This is a genomic window from Paenibacillus sp. LS-5 (assembly GCF_056121505.1).
On the sequence record NZ_JBWAVA010000007.1, the window covers coordinates 188,256 to 207,356 of the forward strand.

The window sequence follows — 19,101 nt, forward strand, 5'->3', positions numbered from 1 at the left end:
TTACACTCCTCAAGGCTTCCCTGGAATCTCCCAAGGGTATGGTTTTCTTACTCCTCCTGGCGTTTTGGGATCATTAACGTGAGGGGTCTCCACCATTTCATCAGTTTGTTTATTATAGTGTCCTGCTCCCATACCGTCATATCTCTCCCCAGGAGTAAATGGATTGGGATTTCTTGGGTCAGATTTATTCCATCTCTGCCAATTTGTTATCTCTCCTGTTTGAGGGTCACGTTTATACGTTGAGTGTTCACCTGTTGCATCAGGGTCATATTTCATGTTGTTTTTGCTCTTGCCCCCACCAACTTTAGGTGTCCCTGCATTCCCCTCACCAGAACCTGTCCCCGAACTATCGCTCTTACTTCCACTCGGCTCCGAACTCTTCGCCGGACTCTTACCCGAACCACCAGACCCCTTACCCGCAGACATCTCCCGGATATCTGCCAGCAGATTGGAGCCTGAATTCGCACCTACGGCTACCCCGTGCACGCCTACCGCTGTCGATACTGCGATGGCTGGAACACCGGCTACCGTTCCGATTCCGCTTAATGATAACAGGGTTCCGCCAATTTCTCCGGTGGTTGCAGCCGCTAACTCTACCGCTCCCTGTGCCAGGCCGGCCAAATGGCCCACGATCTTCCCGCTGTTATAGCTTTTCGTTCCTGCTTGCGAGGACGTTGGGCCATATAGCTTATTCGCGGCTCCCTCGAATCCGTTATCACTCACGATCGAGTGCGCTGCTCCTGCCCCAAAGCTCTGTACCGCCTTAGCCGCGGTATTTACGTTCGCAGCTACTTTTTTTCCTTCTGCAGCAAGGTTCCCCTTCACTACGGTGAGCGCTTTGCTCGCTGCATTGACCATATTATTCGTCTTCGCCGCTACCGTCGCTGCCGTTGTCTTCGCGGTGCTGACTGCTGACGCTACTGCCTGCTTCCCAGCGCTGGCTACGACCGTCTTCGTTTTCTTCGCCGTTTCCACAATGGCTGCCGTTGTCTTCTTTGCTGTACTCGTAACGGCTGCTATGGTCTTCTTCGCTGTACTCGTCACCGCTGCTGTCGTCTTCTTCGCCGCACTCGTCACCGCTGCTGTCGTCTTCTTCACGGTACTCGTCACCGCTGCTGTTGTTTTCTTCGCGACGCTCGTCACCGCTGCTGTCGTCTTCTTCGCTGCACTCGTCACAACCGCTGTCGTTTTATTTACTGCTGCCACCGTTACTTTCTTCGCTGTATTCACAGCCACGGTTGTTGTTTTCTTGATCTTTTCTACGACTTCGGCCGTCTGCTTCTTCGCCGTGCTTACTACTGCCGTTGCCACTTGCTTGACGGTACTGACCACCTTTTGAGTCGTCGTAGCCACTGTCGTAGCCACTTTCTTCACCGTACTCACCGTACTTGCCGCAACCTGTTTCACCGTGCTGGCCACGGCCTGAGTCGCCGATTTATAGAGACTCTTGAAGCTGAAGTGGCCGCTCGGATCCCAGTTCATGATCGGTTCATTCAGCACATACGTATACAAATTCAAGCTTAACGGATCTTTTTCCTTCCCTGCATACGTATCTTCCGATATAAACCGGCCGATATACGGATCATAGTAACGTGCCCGCAGGTAGTACAGCCCTACCTCCGCATCATAGAATTCGCCTCCATACCGGATTGCGTTATTATACTGCTGGACTGTTAAGGTCGAGTTCCCGAAGATATCATAATCATATTGATTCTCTACGTTCCCGCTCTTATCCACTGTAAGTACTACATCTCCATGGCCGTTGAACAAGAAGTAGGACAGCTTATCTGCTGCATTCACTATGCCTACATAGTTGATACCACGAATATATCTCGCCGCTACTTTATCTGCTGCGTCCGTCTCCAGAATGACATACTGCCGATCATATATATAGTTGGTGACTTCTACTTGATTATTCTTCGAACTGCTACTCACTTTCCGGGTCCGGAGTCCGTCGCCGTCATACGTGAATTCCACGCTGGAGCGAGCGCCATCCTTGATCTTCTCCGCCTTGACGAGGCGGTTGAAGCCGTCGAAGGTATTGCTGGTCTTTTCGAACAATTTATTCAGTTCGTTCGTCAGCCCGTCCCCATTCGGATTGGCTCCTGTTACCTGCTTCATGTCACGGGTATGATCCCGGACATAGCTGACCTGTCTTCTCAGCTCATTCCCGTTATCGTCATAGTTATAATCTGTGGTCTTCTTCAAGACCTCTTTACCGTCAGCGTCCATCATCCGTTCAACCAATTGCTGAATGACGTTTGCTCCGGAATACATATATTCACTCTTCTTGACTAGATAATCAACAGCAGTACCACTTGACGGATCGGTATACCCGCTTGGTTGGGCAGAAGTATACGTCTCGTGGCTCGACTGCCGGTTGCCGCCCTTGTCATAGGCATACAAGGTGGTCATGCCCGGAGCCTCCACCTTCACGATACGTCCGTCCGCATCATAGGTATATACCGTAGTCCCGTAGCTATCCTTCTTCGAGGACTGCTGTCCGGCTGCATCATAGGAATATACATAAGATGACAAGCTGGCCCCGCCGGGAGCGGTATTCTTGAGGGTCAGCAACAGATTGTTTTTATCAAAAGTATAGCTTTCCTTCACTCCGCCTTCATAGAGGACTGCAATACGGTTACCTCCTGCGTCGTAGGTGTAGGATGTGGTATTCCCTCCTGATTCAGCAGTCTTCATACGGTTAGACTTATCGAACGTATAGACAGTCTCATTGCCTTTTTTGTCTTTAACAGAGGCCATATTACCGGCTGCATCGTACTTATAGGCGATCTGCAGCTGGTCATCCCTGGTGATTCTGCTCTTCCGGTCGTTCTTATCGTACTCATACCGGGTCACACCGCTGGTATCTGTCATCGATAAGCGGTTACCCGTTTTGTCATACGTAAACCGGACCTGATCACCAGTCTCCACAACTTTTTTGTCAACTAACAGATTCCGCCTATCGTACAGATATTGCGTATGGTTGCCGTTCCGGTCCGTCATCTCCGCAACATTCATCGTCTGATCGTACAGGTAGCCTGTTGTTTTGTTGTCTGCATTCACCATAGCGGTCAGCAGACCGAAGGAAGCATATTGATACTTGGTAACCTTGCCTCTTCCGTCAATCATATCGAGCTTGTTACCGGTCAGGTCATAACTGTACTGGGTTACAACGCCAAGGGGATCAGTCACCTGGATAAGATCACCGGCATTATTATATTCGTACTTATATACATGTCCCAGCGGATCTGTCTCCTCAAGGAGATCACCTGCAGGATTAAAACTATAGGTTGTCTTGAAGCCTTCACGGTCCGTTACGGATACCAGCCGGCCCGCGAGATCGTAGACCTTACTCTCCCCGTACCGCGTATCGTCAGAATTCCCCGCCAGATACCCTCTGGCATCGATATCCTTGATCACGTTATTACCGGCATCATACAAGCGACGGGATATGATAATACCGTCCGGATCCGTTACCGTAGTAAGCCGGTTAAGCTTGTCATAAGCATAGGTTATACGGTTGCCCAGAGCATTAATCTCCGCAGTTTTGTTGCCAGAGAGGTCATATTCATAAGACAGGGTATTCCCTTCCGCATCCGTAGCCGAGATCACTTGATTCATAACATTATAATCATATTTGGTAGCATATCCCCGCGCATTAGTCACGCTCACCTGATTACCTGCCTTATCATAGACATAGGTCTCGGTAGCATCGGTTGATTCAAGCTTACGGGTCTTCTTCGTCACCCGGTTCAGAGCATTATAGCTGTATTCCGTAATATTGCCCTTGGAGTCCTTCTCTTGAATCCGGTTGCCCAGCATATCATATTGATAAGAGGCTGTAAGTGCAACCATACCGCTCTCCCCGGAATCCACAGTGGTTCCTGCAAGGGCAGACATGACGATAGCATAACTCTCTACCAGCTTGCTCCAATCGATTATGCGGTTGGAACTGTCATAGCTGAACTTTTCGATATCCCGGTTATTTGCCGAGCGAAGTGTCTCTTTGCGGATCAGATTACCATTCTTATCGTAATCATTCTCCGTCACTGCCCCGCTGTTATCGGAGCGAAGGCGGACAAGACCATTCGGATAATAGGCATAGGTCTGCTCACGCAGGAAGGCCTTATCCTTGGTTCCTGTAATGCTGTCCTTGAGCAGATTCCCTGCAGGGTCATAGGTGAATTTCTCAACAGCATATCCAATATTGCCGCTGCTGTCTTTCTCAAGCGGCTTTCTTTTCTCGGTCAATTGACCTTTTGCATCATATTGATATAAGGTGATGCTTCCTCGTTTATCCTTGCCGGACAACAGCTTCCCGGCCATATCATATTTGAATTCCTCAGTCTGCCCAAGAGCATCGGTTGAGGTTTTAATGGCGCCGAAGGAATTATACGTATATACCGTCTGACCTCCGCTCGGATCTGTCTCTGATATTCTCCGGCCAGCCAGATCATAAGTGAAGGAGTTCACGCCTCCATCCGCTTGTACTTCCCGCTTGAGCGTACTGTCAGCATTGTATTCATTGACGGTTACCGAGCCCCGCTCATCCGTAATTTGCGTAGGGCGTCCCAGAATATCGTATTGATACTTTATGCTTCCGCCAAGTGCATCTGTCTGTACCGTCATCTGCCCAAGACCATCATATTGTCTTACAATGCCCTGCGATGCATCCACACTGCCCGAATACCGCAGCCCGTCGACTACCTTCCTTATTCTGCCCAGAGCATCATAAGCAACGTATTCTATGATTTGGCCTTCCGGAGAAATCGTAGATGTTCTGCGGTTCATCACATCATACGTATACTTGATTCCGGTCATATTCATTGCAGTGTCTGCAGAATCCTGCGAGGCAATGTAATGATTCGGATCGATCACTTTCAGGAGGTTACCCATTGAATCGTACAAATATCTCGTAGTTGCTGTAGAACCATCTGTTGCAGGCTCTTTTTTACGAATGAGACGGTTCATAGAGTCGTATTCGTATAACTTCGAAACACCGTTCTCATTGATCTCCTCCGCAAGCCGGCCCAATTCATCGTACCGGTTGACCTTCACACCATTCAAAGGATCAGTCTGGCGGATAAGCTGGTTGTCGAGGTCATACTCGAGCCTAACGGTATGGCCCTTGGCGTCAGTCTGGCTGTTCAATTCACCGTTCTTGTTATACTTGTATTTCGTAGTTGCCAGGACCCGGTCAATATAGGTATCGTCAAAAGCAGCCGAAGCCAGCTCATCCTGTGCCAAATCACTCAGACGTATAAGCTGTGACTCTGAGACAACCTTATTTTCGACATCATATACATACCGAACCATGTCATAGTTACCTTCTGCAACCTTGCTCTTCTTGAGCACGACATTGCCTGCACGGTCATATTCATACATATTTTCTCTGCCATTCGGCCCGAAGGATCGGGTAAGCCGGCCGGCTTTATCATAGGTATTAGTTACCTTGTTACCGGCAGAGGTTATGACCGGATTCTGCGCAGAACTGGAAGACTCCTTATAAAGGAATGTCTCCGTCACAACAGGGCGGTCCGCCTCATCGTACTTCGTTTCTGAGCGTCTGAATACTTTGCCTGAGGTATCCGAGGATACCTGCTCCATCTGCGCCGTTACATTTCCAGATGCATCGTATTCGAATCTTTGTTCATTCCCTGCCTGATCCAGCCGCTTGATCAGTTCTCCCTTGGAGGAATAAGACAATAGTTCCTTAGTTCCATCCGGATAATCGATTTGATCCGGCTGGTCAAAGACCGTATTGTGAGTTTTGGTTACTCCTCCATTACGGTCTGTCTTAATTTCCCAAGCATTTCCCGTCAGATCATAATCATAGGATTCCTTGCTTCCATCCGGATAGACGATCTCCCGGGGCAATCCATTCAGGTAATAGGAATGGATTGTGACAGCCCCTGTTGCATCTGTCTCTGTCAGGAGGTTGCCGTCTCCATCATATGAACTCATTGTTGTATAGGCATCCGTACCGTTGGTCCGGTTATCCATCACCGTCTGTGCAGAGACTGTCTTAACCGGCTGATCAAGAATGTCGTATTCCGTCTTGTCACCGGCGGAGTTCTCGGGATCGGCTTCATTATAGCCCTCTCCACTGACTGCAAGAACCACATTCCCGCGAGCATCATATTTGGTATAAGAGACCACTTTTCGGGTCTGCCCGTCAAATACCGTGGTGGTGACCAGTTGATCCAGCGCATCATATTTGAATTCAGTACCGGGTGCCTGATCATCCGGCGTTGATGAATAACGCGGATCAATCTCTTTAATTTTATTGCCGCCTGCATCATATACATATCTTGTTGTATTCCCGGACGGATCAATTTCCCGCACAAGATTACCTAGTCCGTCATACGTATATGCAGTGATGTTGTCGGTACCCTGTACGGACATCGTCTCTGTCAAGAGTTGTCCTAGTTTGTCATATCCATACCGGGTGACTTTCCCTTCTGCCTTACCGCCGTAAGGTTCGCGCTTCTCCACAACCTGATTCTGATAGTCATATACCATCGTAGTTGTATCATAATCCAGACCGTTAAATTGCTTCTGCTTCACTATATTCCCGGCCGCATCCAGCTCATACCGGTTCTCGAAACTGCCAAACTGTTTCTGAGATCCGTCTGCCTGCACCTCTACATAGCGTCCTGCTTCTTGTGTAAGACGACCTGCATAATCATATGCCTTCGTATTTATCCGGTACTTCTGTCTGTTCGCATCCGCGTACTGGGTTTCAGAGATTTGATTCCCGTTCTTATCATACGTGTAGTGAGTATAACCTGAGCGTCCCGAGTCTATTTTTGAAGATTTATCGGTTAACAGGTCCACTGAATTATACTGGAATCCATTATCGGAAGAGACTTGGTCTTTATTCCCTATCACTTGTCCCTTGCGCATACGGGTCATGTTCCCGTTTACGTCATATTCGAAGGCCTGATAGACATAATCATCTGAACCCTTCGCAGAGATTCGTTGTTCTTGCATACGCCCCAGATTGTCGAACAGATTACGCGTTATCTTGCCGCCAGGCTCTGCCTTTTCCGACACTTGATTCTGCGCATTGTTTTTATAAGTGGTCTCGTTACCCATTGCGTCAGCTTCCAAGATCAGCCTTCCCAAGCCGTCGTATTGATAACGGGTCGTATTCTTCCGCTCATCCGTTTGGGCAATAACATTACCGACGTAATCATATTCGTAGGATGCCGTTAAATAGGTGCTGCGGTCTGCCGTCGAATCTGTCCGGATCAGACGGTCGAGGCTATCATAATAGTACTTCTTAGGAAAACCCTCTTCATCTGTAATCGTCATTAGCAGCGGAACATCGCTAGCTGCAGCGATCTGATAGTCAACAGATATGGTCCCTTTAAAGGTGCCATCCTTCGAGTAAGCAGATTTTTTGATTATTCTGTTGTCGCTGTCATACTCATAGCGGAACTGGTGTCCGTTTGCATCGGTTTCTGTAGTGATATTGTGATTGGAATCATACGTATAAGCAGTCTGAACAATCCATTTCCCGCTGCCGTCCTGTATGCTCTCACGAATCTCGTAACCGAGCGGATCATATTCGTACAGGAATACATTCTTCTCAGGATCCGTATTGCGGATGTTCAGATTCGTATATCCATCCTGCTCGTAGCTGTAGGATTCCTGGCTTCCGTCAGGAGAAGTTGTCATCACCAGACGGTTCAGCAGGTCGAACTGATAACTGATCCGGTTCCCTTTCGCGTCAACTTCAGCAGTACGGTTACCCGTGTTGAAGTCATACGCGTAACGGGAGCCGACCTGCTGCCCATTAAGCTCACTGTACTCGCGTGTCAGATAAGCCCCTTTGACATCGTGTCCGTCCGCATCCGTTCCGTATTCATAATGCGTCTTGAAGGTTTGCCCGTCCGAGTTCAGGGTATTCTCTATCATATTGCCGTAACTATCGTAGGCATAATTGATAACAACCCATTGCTTTGTATCATTGGTATTGACCTTGGTCTCCTGGATGACGTTCCCAAGAGCATCGATATTGTATAACTCCTGAACCGTAAGATTGCGGTCCTGCTTCCAGGTTTTTGCTGTCAGCTTATGGAACTTGTCATACTCATAGGTATAGACGACCGTATGTTCATTGTCCGAAGGTTCACCAGCCTGATTGCGCGGAGCTTCCGGTCCGGTATAATTGGTCATGTTGCCATATTGATCATAACTGTAATTTTCAATTTTGCGGACAGGCCCGCCTTTAATTTGACCATTCTCAACATCATAGAGTAACGTTTCTTTTTTCTTCACCAGCTTCATATCATCCATCGTGCTTTGAACGACTTCTTTATGTTCACTACCCGTTCTCTCAGTCAGGATAAGCTGATTAAGACCATCATATGTATATTTGGTCTTGCCGCCTTTATTGTCTGTCATTTCCGTATAGTAGCGGTATGTATCTTTTATGTAGGTGTAATCATCCTTCTTATATCCTGCGTACCCGTAGCCGTCAGCTTCGTTGGTATAACTGTAATTGGTTTTATCGTTCAGTTCAGCTATGAAGCGGTCCTCAAACTTGGTCTGAGCGGAATTATATCCTTTTTTCGTTAATTCTCTCTTCTCAAAAATTTTGCGATATTCCATACTTCCGCTCTCATTTAAATCCCGTTTGGCGGAGCCGTATATGTACCGGGTAAGTCTGTTCGTCTTTACATAGTCAATCTGAGTCAGGTTCTCATATCTATTAAACGCCGAGTATTTCTCCTTGTTATTATACGTAAAACCAAGATCCGGTTGCTCATACCAGAAGTGATATTTGGGCTTGCCATCCGTGTCGAATACACGCTGGAGCCTGGTACGCAATACGTTTTTCGCATCATTTACCAAGGCAGCAGTCTTATCATAGACAAGGCTTTGACCATTCGGCAAATGCACGATCACCTGAAATTTCTCCTGCAAGTCCCCTGAATCCGTACTGTTTGGGTTCTGTGAATTTTTGTAGGATTCGTCGCCATTGTAGGTCTTATTATCAATTGTTCCTACCTTGTAGCTAGCGTCCTCTTTATATTCGATGGTCACTACCCGACCTACTGTGTCAGTAATTTTGGATATCAGCTTTTTAGTAATGATTTTATCATTTATCTTGTATTCCAATTTCTTTGATTCAAACACAATTTTATTGCCGTAACGGTCGACAATCCCCAGAACGACACCATCTGCATCAAAATATGTTTTCCGGCCTTCCTTGTTCGTCATCATGAACTGGGATACGCCGCCGGCTTGCCCGTTGCTGAACTCGCTTGTCTCCCGGACAACGACATCCTGTACGGTCTGCCCGTCCGGCATATAAACCAGCTGCCCGTTCAACGTGTACTGTCTTAACCGGTATACTTCACCACTATCGGTATGCAAGAACTTGTGGCTCGTGTTGTCTTCATTCTTCTTAATTTCTATAGTAGGAAAGGAGAACCGCATTCCAATCCCCAGATCATAGCGGTTCTCGTAGAAGGTCAGGGTGTCATTATCCGACTGCACGTAATCCACCCAGGCTCCATCCACATATTTGACCTTCATTTCCTGGATATTGGAGCTCCCGCTGTTGTAAAGCCTTTTGAACTCCAGGTCCAGCCCGTTGCGGCCAGGCAAAACATAATCCGTCTGGGCCACTGTCAGATTTCCGCTTTGAGGACTTATAGTTTCCTCTGTAGTATTGGTACGCAAGTAGACAGAGGACAACTTAGTATTGTATTGCTGCTGTGGACCCACCAGATTATTGAGCTGATCCTGCAGCGTCTCCGCGGAAGCAATTGAACCAAATGATGTTAAAAATAGCAGTGCAAAAAAAGTTAACAGACTCCAACGTTTCAATTCATTTCCCCCCAGTCCTATCGCCAATCAAAATGGTATTACTTCGATGAGAATAAACCGCTCCATGCCGTTGCCATAATTTCAATTTCTGAGCGGCCATCCTTCAGCCTGGACACTACATCCTTAGGTTCCAAACCCACTTTCTGCGACAAGACAAAAGCTTGGATCACCTTTTCCTCCGGAAATTTACTTGTAACATATTGGCTTATCTGCTCTGCAGTAATTTCTACTCTAGGCAATGAAGATGCCCCGTTAACGATATTCAAGTCCGCCGCGGCGTTCTTCCAGCTTGTACCGCTTTCCAGTTTGGCAGCCAGCAACCCCTTCATAGGCTGACCGGATACGAAGGATAAACGGTCAGCGACCATAATGTCGTCAGAAGTGATGGAAGCGGATGAAGTTAAATTCTCTAATTCATTCGTGTCATACGTTCTCGGCACAAAAGCATGATGCTGCTTAAGATACTCCGAGAATACGCTTTTCCATGAAGCACCATCTTCCTTCTGCTTGACCATCGGCTCCAATTGATCGAATGTTCCGTATTGATAATATAGAAATGTGTAGGCAGTCATGAGATCACCTTGGGCATGTGAAGTCTTCAAGTGATCCAGTTCCACCTTGAACTTGTCGTGAACATCAAGCGTACTCAACCATTCCTCATAGCTTGGCTTGGACGAGCTTGTGGACGAGCTTGTGGACGAGCTTATGAACCAGCCGCTCTGAGCAAGCGCAGAACCTATTTGCATAATTCCACCAACGGCTATAACAGCTAATAGAATAATAATTACTTTTTTTGATTTGAATTTCATACATTTGATGCCCCTTTATGGCAAGTTAGGATTCAAAGTATCCAATTCCTGCTGTATTTTTTCGGACGGATTTACCGGCTGGACATTTGGAACCTCAGGAAGAGGTGAACTTTCTTTTGCTGAACCGTCTTCCGTAAGCCCTGTTACAGTAGATTTAATATCGCCTGCTGCCGGAGTGCTTGTTCCGATTTTGTATGATTCTGCCGCAGTTCCCTTATTCAGCCGGGTTAAAACTGTCTCCTCAATATATGCTGTCGTTATCTCTGAACCCGGAAGAAGGACGGCGCTCTTCTCTTGCTTGCTTTTCAAGTAAGATTCCGGATCATCAATATATTGCTGCAAATTAAGTTCTAATTGAAGCGAGAGCAGGTATTCGTCACTTATTGTCTCCGGCCCGTCAAATTCCCCGCTTAATACCAGCAAATAATAGACAAGGGCGGCAGAGTCAAATTTCTTGGCTACCACTTTAATTGACTCCTTACGGGTATCGTCCTTTTGGGTGCTTAACCCTTGAGGAGCAGTAGCAGCCGGCAATGAAGGGGCATCCGAATCATCAGTAAGCTCACTGAGCTGAAAGGCAATGCGTTCCGCCGTCAGCTTGGCCTCTTGAATCTCTTTGTCCTCGTAGCCGGATTCCCGAAGCTTAACGGTGGTCTCCTCCATGTTCTCTTCAGTGAGAAGCGCACTTCGTGCTTTGCGCCCGCTAGTTCCGGTTCCTTTTACGGATTTCACATGCTCAAGAACCTCATTCCAAGACAAACCGGTCTCCTTCAGCTTCACAATCTTGTCCGATGAGACTCCCGTCATATTGGAAATATCAGCAACAATCTGCTTATCGGCATCTCCATCCAAAGGATAAGTGCCTGCCTGATTTCTGTTCCGATTGTATACAAATCCATACAGAACTGTCGGAAAGATAAGCGACACGATTAACAAACAGATTATTACTTTATGGCCAGCCCGTGATTTGACCCATTTCATCCGATTACCTCAACCTTCAAATTTATTCGACAAAAACCTCAACGGCTACTTTTCCATCCACTTTAGATTTAAAAGTCAATGTGCACAGTTCTCCAGACCAGGATGTTCCCGGCACAACATTCCGCTTGAACGTATATTTTATTTGTCCCTTTGAATAATCGACCTCTGCATCCGAGTTTGGAATGGCTCCAGACAACATAACATCCGCCACAGGAGTGAATTGATAAAGATCTGAGACCTCTACCTGATTCGGGTCATACTTAACAACAAAGGTCAGCTCACTGAAGTCCTGAACATTCAACGCAAGCAGCGATAGATCAAAAGGCCGATCTTTATGCGCATCAATCACGTATGACGGACTGGTTGTACTGGCATTTAAGGCCAGACTCCAGGCAGTGACTCCGGTCTGATTCTTCGCCCGCAGTCTGTACGTATGGGCAGTTCCAGCTTCCAGATTCTTGTGTGTGAAAGAATCTGCGCTTCCGGTATCGACTGTCTGTCCGTCAATCTCCAGGTCATAGCCAGTTGCACCTTCTACCCGGTCCCAATGAAGTTCTATTGAATAATCAGACGGATTTCCTTTTAATGCAGACGGTGCTCCTGGTACATCAGGCAAGGTAGATAAAGATAGCACCGCTACCCACGTACCCGCTCCTCCATCTGACTTCAGGCGTATCCGGTAAACGTGATTTTCCTCTGCTGCTAATCCTCCATGCTGGAAGACGGTGTCCGAACCAAGATCGCTAATTCTCCCATCGACTTCAATCTCATATTTGGCATCTTGGGCAACTGTATCCCAAGTGATTGTTATGGAATGATTAGTAACGATCGCAGCCATGTTTGTTAAAGAACGGTTAGCCTCGCCCTGCACAAATGTTTTCATCACAGTGGGCTTGGTCCACTCACTATACCCACTCACATTGTGGGCCCGGATGCGGTAGGAATGTGAGCTGCCTGACACCAGACTTTTATGAACGAATTGGTTATTACTCACGGTCTCGATCTGTTTACCATCGATCTCAACCTCATAGGTTTCAAAGTTCTCAACGTGATACCACATGACAGTAATCGATGTTTGATCTGCTGTCGTCATAATATTCGTCGGTTTAGTAGGCTTATCCGGCAGGGTTTTTACGTTAAGCGGTAACGACCAAGCGCTCTTGCCCCCCGCATTGACTGCGCGGACACGGTAGGTGTGATATGTCAATTGGAATAAGCCCGTATCGGTATAGCTGGTGTGATTCTCATTGGCAAGTATCAGACCGTCAGCCTCAACCTCATAGCTAGTTGCTCCTGCCACACTCGGCCACTTGATCGCAACCTGGTTATTCGTAGCTTCCGAAGTCAGTCCAACTGGAGCGGCCGGCGGATAAGGGAGCGTATTGACAGCAACAGAAGAACTCCACTCGCTTATTCCGCCGGTATTCTTAGCTCTAACCCGGAAAGTATGGCTTGTCTCGGGAAGAAGGCCGCCTTGTACGAATTGAGTGCCGCTCCCAGAAGCTGATACTGTTCCGTCAACCTGGATATCGTAAGAATCGGCTCGGGCGACACTATCCCAAGTAACTTTAACCTCTGTCTGAGTCGGTACAGTCTTTACGTTGACTGGAGCAACTGGCGGATCAGGGAGGGTAAAGACGGTTGCTGTCTGACTCCAGTTTCCTGTTCCGCCCGCATTAGTGACCCTAACGCGGTACCGGTGCTGTGTATTGGGAGATAACCCGCTATGCGTAAAAGAATTGGAAGTACCGGTATTTGTTACTATACCGTCAGCTTCTACATCGTACCGGATAGCACCAGGAACGGCCGTCCAGCCTACCTGCACCCAGGTTTGTTTGGAATTGAGCGTGATATCTGTCGGTGGATTTGCCAGTGTTCTTACATTCAGCACATTGCCATAGCCCGTTTCTTCACCGATCAGATTCCGGGCTTTAGCCTGGAAGGAATAATCCGTATTGGAAGCCAGTCCGTTAACGGTAAAACTTTTATTGGATGCAGTGATCCATGAAGCTGTTGAAGTCAGTTGTCCAGTTGCACTGACATATTGACCTCCGGACTTGATCTGGTACGCAGTTGTTGATGCATTACTGTCCTGGAAGCCGATTACAGCCCCCGACTCCGAAACATGATTATTGGTGATGGTGGGAGTTTGTGCTTTGGTATGAATAGTGCTCTCGTAAGCAGCAACATGCCCCACTACATCACGAGCCTCAAAAACAACCCTGTACGCCGTTCCTGGAGTGAGGTTCGAAATCGTATTCGTTGGTGCAGCCGTCCACGGGCTAATATAGCTTCCAACCGTATAGCGATAGGCCGAGGAATCTAGACCTGACAGCGCATCCCAGGCCGATCCGGTGATTTGTACAGTTGTCGCTGTCGATGTAACTCCTACTGCCCCCAGAACGGGTTTTGCTTTGTCCACTCTAATGGTTGCTGAATCCCTCGCAGTGTCTGATCCGTCATAGGCTGTGAATCTTAGTACATGATCCCCTTCGGCCAGCGTTCCGATATTCAGCGCGTTAAAGCTGACCGTTTGAGGATTCCTCGAGTTAGTTATTGTTTTGACATCTCTGGGAGATGTCTCTGAATCTACATAATAAGCCAGCTGCAATGAATCACTATCCGGGTCTGTAACCTTGACTGTGGGAATAAACCCAGTATTTAAATCACTCAGCATTTGACCTGATGTAGGACTCAGAACTTCAAGTGTTGGCATCTGCTGAATTTGATCAAAAATACTGGTAAGGCTCGTACTGAAATTGCTGTTAAGATCGAGATACATCCCTCCCGTATTGCTGGATAGCTGCTCGAACTGGGGCCTAATGTAGTCAATCCCTATAGTGGACAGTGTAATTTGCATACTTCTCAAGTAATCGATGGTGCCCGGTACACTGTATCCATTGTTACTTGTTACAACTTCATCACCGATCAGAATAAAGTATTTCTTGGCGTTGACATCAAAAGGATAGGTCTGGGCGGCCTGCATAATGGCGTCCAGTCCATTTTCTACTCCCCCCTCAGTCCAAATAGAGCCAACCTGATTCTTAAAAACATCCACGTTGCTGGTCAAATCATACTGCTGCACAGCATCTTCATATACAACTAAGCCAAGACGATATGATATTCCGCGGGCCGCAAGTCTATTGGCAAAATCATTAACATTATTTTTGACAGCAGCAAATGAAGGATCCATACTGCCTGATTTATCAATGATAAATACGATATCGACACTGCTTCTGGCGAACGCCTTCGGAGGAAATGCGGCAGCCGAAAATAGAAGCAGCAAGCACAGAATCCATGATAAACGCTTCAATTGTTCCACTCCTTCATAGACAGCTATTCAACTACATAAGTGATGCTGGAAGAATTATTCGATTTGGCAAGAAATCGTATCCCATTAACAAACGTTGAGCCGGAGTTAGTCACAGTGATCACAATCTTGCCCGGAATAACGCTCCTAATGCTCATTCCAGCAGTAGGTACAGGCCCGGCAGTTAATTCAGCTGCCGGAGTTACCGTACTCAGATCCAATACTTCTACTTCGTTAGGATTATAGCTAATCGTAATTACGGATCCTTCAGGCCCACTCTTCGGGGGTGCGACAACAACAAAATTAAAAATGTTGTCTTTACCAACGTTGGCTATCAGTTCTGTGATAGTCTTTTTTTGAAGAGGATCAGACCATTCGTTATTTTGACCATCACTATGCGCTCTAACTCTGTAGCTGTGAATGGTGTTAGATCTCAGATTTTTATGCGTATAAGTGGTAGATGAGATTCCCTGAACGATAACGCCGTCAATCTCAAGATCATAACTGCTGACCCCTGCTACGGAAGTCCATTCCAGTAGGATAGAATTTGTCGTCGCAGTAGACGATATGAATTTGACGATTTTCGAGGTAGTCTTTACGGTAACAGATTCACTCCAGCCACTCTGTGCCGTTGTGTTTTTCGCACGTACCCGGAAGGTACACGACTCCCCGGAAGGTAAATTATGATGTACATAAGTTGTTTCTGAGCCATTGTCTGTTACTACTCCGTTAATCTCCACATCATAACCTGTCGCTCCCTCAACCTCATTCCATCTGATTGAGATCTTGTCACTGTAAGGAATAGCTTCTTTGATAACAGGAATACCAAGGCCAACTGTCTGAGTCAAAACTCTGCTCCAGGCCCCTGTCACGCGATCGTTTTTAGCTCTGACCCGATAGACATGAATCGAGTTAGGCGCCAATCCTTCATGGGTATAACTTGTCGCAGCACCGGCGTCAACAATTTCTCCATCGACAGCTACCTCATAGCTGGTAGCACCAACCACTGGATCCCAGGCAAGGGTGATAGAATTCATCTTAATTGTAAATACAAAATTTTCAGGAATCCCAAGCAAGGTCACAGCTGTAACCTTCTCGCTCCAGAGACTGACTCCAGCCTTACTTCTAGCTCTAACCCGATACTTGTGTTCAGTATGTGGCTCAAGTCCTGCATGAACATAGGAAAGATCAAGACCAAGATGAACAATCTGCCCATCCGCCTCCACATCATAGCCAACAGCTCCAGTAACAGGATCCCAAGAAAGCTCTACCTGTGAAGCTGCAGCTACAGCTTTTACGTTCACGGGGAAATCAGCAAGAGTAGTACTCACGACCCTTTCGCTCCACTCACCGGTCACAGATCCGCTTACTGCGCGCACCTTGTATGTGTGTTCTGTATTTGAGGACAGCCCTTGATGCATAAAGCTTGTGTTCATATTGTTATCCTTGATAGCACCGTCCACTTCAATATCATAACGGGTTGCCCCTACCACTGGCTCCCAATTAACAACGATACGGTCACGTTCGGCAGTGGCTTGTACGTTATGAGGTATGGAAGGCAGCGTTACTACAGTAATTACGCCGCTCCACTCACTGTTGCCTAAGGCACTGCCGGAACGTACCCGGTAGGTATGGCTTGTATTAGGCTGGAGGTTTGCATGCTTGTATTCAGTTCCGGACGTCTTAATTGATGTTCCATCAACTTCAAGATCGTACCACTGGGCTCCTGATACGGAATCCCAGCTGACATCAATATAGGTATCCTTCGCAAAGGCTTGAAGACCGCCGGACGTTCCCGGTAGTGTCGTTCTGGCAACCACATCACTCCAGCCACCGGGACCACTTAAGTTAACCGCCCTTACCTTGTATGCTCTCTGCATATTCGGGTTCAGGCCTTTTTCAACATACACAGTAGAATTCCCGTTATTTACGATCGTCCCGTTCGATTCAATCTGATAGTACTTAGCTCCGGTTACAGAATCCCACTCCAGCCGGATTTGATTACTCGTTGAAGTTAGCTGCAGATTGTCAGGTACTCCTGGGAGAGACCATTTCTCGTGGAGGACAGACCATTCCCCGTGTATAGTTCCAGCGTTTGCTCTTACACGGTAAGTATGGAGTGTACCGGAATCGAGAGGCGCATGAGTATAGTCATTTTGATTGCCTAAAACGACGACCTTGCCATCCGCTTCCACTTCATAACCTTCTGCATTAAATGAAGGTGTCCAATTCAGACTTATATCTGATGCAGACGGGGAAAATGAAAGCTCAGGTACTGCAAATGGACTTAATTGCCCCTGAGGAATTACTTCTTCCGGAACGGAGCTGGTCATCCATGAGAGAGTAGCTTGCGGCTGATTGTTGTCGCTCTCAAATTCCATGCGGATATTATAGAACTGCCCCTTTTCCAGCCTAATTTCTCCCTGCTGAGAGCTATTTCCCTGCTGCCCCCATGCGTCAATCAAGAGCTCATCGTTAATCCATAGACGAATTCCGCCATTGGTACGGCTTATAAATTCGTACAATTCGGACGTATAGGCTAATACTTGTCCAGTCCAACGAACAGAGACGCCCGAAGCAGGAAAATTGACCGGCAGCTTACCTTCAAGATTAATATTGGCATCTAGCAACGTCTTATTAGATCCGGTAAACTCTTTCCCGGCGAAGTATTCTGATTTCAGCCCATAGGGAGCATATTTAAATTTAGTCTGGCCACCACTGCCTCCAGATTTAACGGTAGGTTTCTGGTTAGAGGTTATGTCCCCCCCAATTGCCCATATGCCTGAGGTAACAATATTTAAATGATTATTCACACTGACATCCTTGCTGACGAAAAAGTCACCTGAAGCGATCCTGATATTGGCAGTACTGTTGTTGGATATTAGATCACCGACTAGCATCTCTTCTTCAATGTTCATATCAATTTTTGTATTAATGTGCAGACTGTCCTCAACAATTAACCGGCGAGCATTAATTCCAAGGTCACCGTTATTAAAAATCAGACTGCCTACTACAATTTCATCCGCCACTTTCAGGTTTGAATCGTTATTTAGATGTAAGGTACCTGTTACTCTCAGGCTAGCTCCTGGAGAGAAATTGGTATGATCTAACGGAAGAATAACTATTTGAGCTCCAGTATTGGCATTGAAATTCCCTTTTACGATAAGTGTCCCATATACTGTAATGGTGATACTTGAGTTAGTATTAATTCCGTCTGTTACCAGAAAGACGGGGTGAGTAGGAGAACCAAATGTTACTGATTTATCCAGATTCAGCTGTCCCGTACGAATTATAGCTTCAGGGTCCGTACTGCTGTTAATCGCATTAATCAGTGCATCGGCATCACTGGTCACACTGATTGCATTTTTTTCATATGGGGCCCACTTGGCCTGCATCTCATTTAGTTGACTAGTCATATAGCTTTGAATCACAGGTTGTATGCCAGGGACGTGAATTGCCGGGACCATATTATGCTCATTCCGCTGAATACCGGACAGAATCACCTGATCACTTTCGATTTCATTTCCTTCAACCGGTAAAGCAATCTGGGGTGGTACCATCTGGCGTACAGCCTTGGTAGATAATCCAGGAGAGATTTCTATGTATTGCAATGCGGTAGTTGCAGCAGAATCACCCACGCTTAATGTCAGCTTTCCATCTTTAACTTCAGTAGTATGACTGGCCAGAAAAGACCCTTTTGCAGGAACGGATATTTTATCCAAAATGGTAGTGTTCTCCACGTGCATAACATTCAGACTATCCCTTCCTTCATCTCCAACTGCTACAGTAAGATCATAGGTCCCATTAGGTAGTTCAATCTCCCAAATGGAATCAGGCTGTAAACGTATAAAGGAATTTTCTAGTGGCGTCCCATATGTACTATAAACAACCGATGTTACAGACTGCTCCTTTGACCAGCCGTAACTAAATCCATTTCGTACTCCGTATAACTCGCCGTAATCGGGTAAATAGCCTTTGGTTTCCTCGGCTCCCTGGTACAGGAAATCTACTTTAAGTGACGGTAATGCAGTGACCTTCACGCCCGCAGCTGATATATCCCTCCATGGAATAACCAGTTGCAGGATAAGTGCAAGGCACAGAAAGACCAGTGCCTTAGAGTTGAAGCTTTTCATCGTAAATCCCCCCAGTTTTTAG

5 protein-coding genes are annotated in these 19,101 nt (G+C 46.9%); all 5 read right to left on the reverse strand.

The features are described 5' to 3' along the window. Window positions 1–9: 9 nt before the first annotated feature. From AC0MA3_RS13425 to AC0MA3_RS13445, 5 genes are read right to left on the reverse strand one after another with little or no spacing between them, the layout of a single operon-like run. Window positions 10–9,846: an RHS repeat-associated core domain-containing protein gene (locus AC0MA3_RS13425; RefSeq protein ID WP_474656575.1), complete on the reverse strand. Its 9,837-nt coding sequence runs from the start codon at window positions 9,844–9,846 to the stop codon at window positions 10–12. A gap of 38 nt (window positions 9,847–9,884) precedes the next feature. Then, window positions 9,885–10,655 (reverse strand): hypothetical protein, encoded by a 771-nt coding sequence (locus AC0MA3_RS13430; protein ID WP_474656576.1) that lies wholly within the window; start codon window positions 10,653–10,655, stop codon window positions 9,885–9,887. A 15-nt stretch (window positions 10,656–10,670) separates the two neighbouring features. Beyond that, window positions 10,671–11,636 (reverse strand): hypothetical protein, encoded by a 966-nt coding sequence (locus AC0MA3_RS13435; protein WP_474656577.1) that lies wholly within the window; start codon window positions 11,634–11,636, stop codon window positions 10,671–10,673. Window positions 11,637–11,658: 22 nt separating this feature from the next. Continuing rightward, window positions 11,659–14,949 carry a fibronectin type III domain-containing protein gene (locus tag AC0MA3_RS13440; RefSeq protein WP_474656578.1) on the reverse strand — a complete coding sequence of 1,097 codons (3,291 nt, stop codon included), beginning with the start codon at window positions 14,947–14,949 and terminating at the stop codon, window positions 11,659–11,661. 23 nt (window positions 14,950–14,972) lie between these two features. Next, window positions 14,973–19,079 carry a fibronectin type III domain-containing protein gene (locus AC0MA3_RS13445; RefSeq protein ID WP_474656579.1) on the reverse strand — a complete coding sequence of 1,369 codons (4,107 nt, stop codon included), beginning with the start codon at window positions 19,077–19,079 and terminating at the stop codon, window positions 14,973–14,975. Window positions 19,080–19,101: the final 22 nt, after the last annotated feature.

Bases quoted from the DNA above. Each gene is read 5' to 3' on its own strand.
- AC0MA3_RS13435 (WP_474656577.1), bottom strand. From the start codon at position 11,636: ATGAAATGGGTCAAATCACGGGCTGGCCATAAAGTAATAATCTGTTTG.
- AC0MA3_RS13445 (WP_474656579.1), bottom strand. From the start codon at position 19,079: ATGAAAAGCTTCAACTCTAAGGCACTGGTCTTTCTGTGCCTTGCACTT.
- AC0MA3_RS13430 (WP_474656576.1), bottom strand. From the start codon at position 10,655: ATGAAATTCAAATCAAAAAAAGTAATTATTATTCTATTAGCTGTTATA.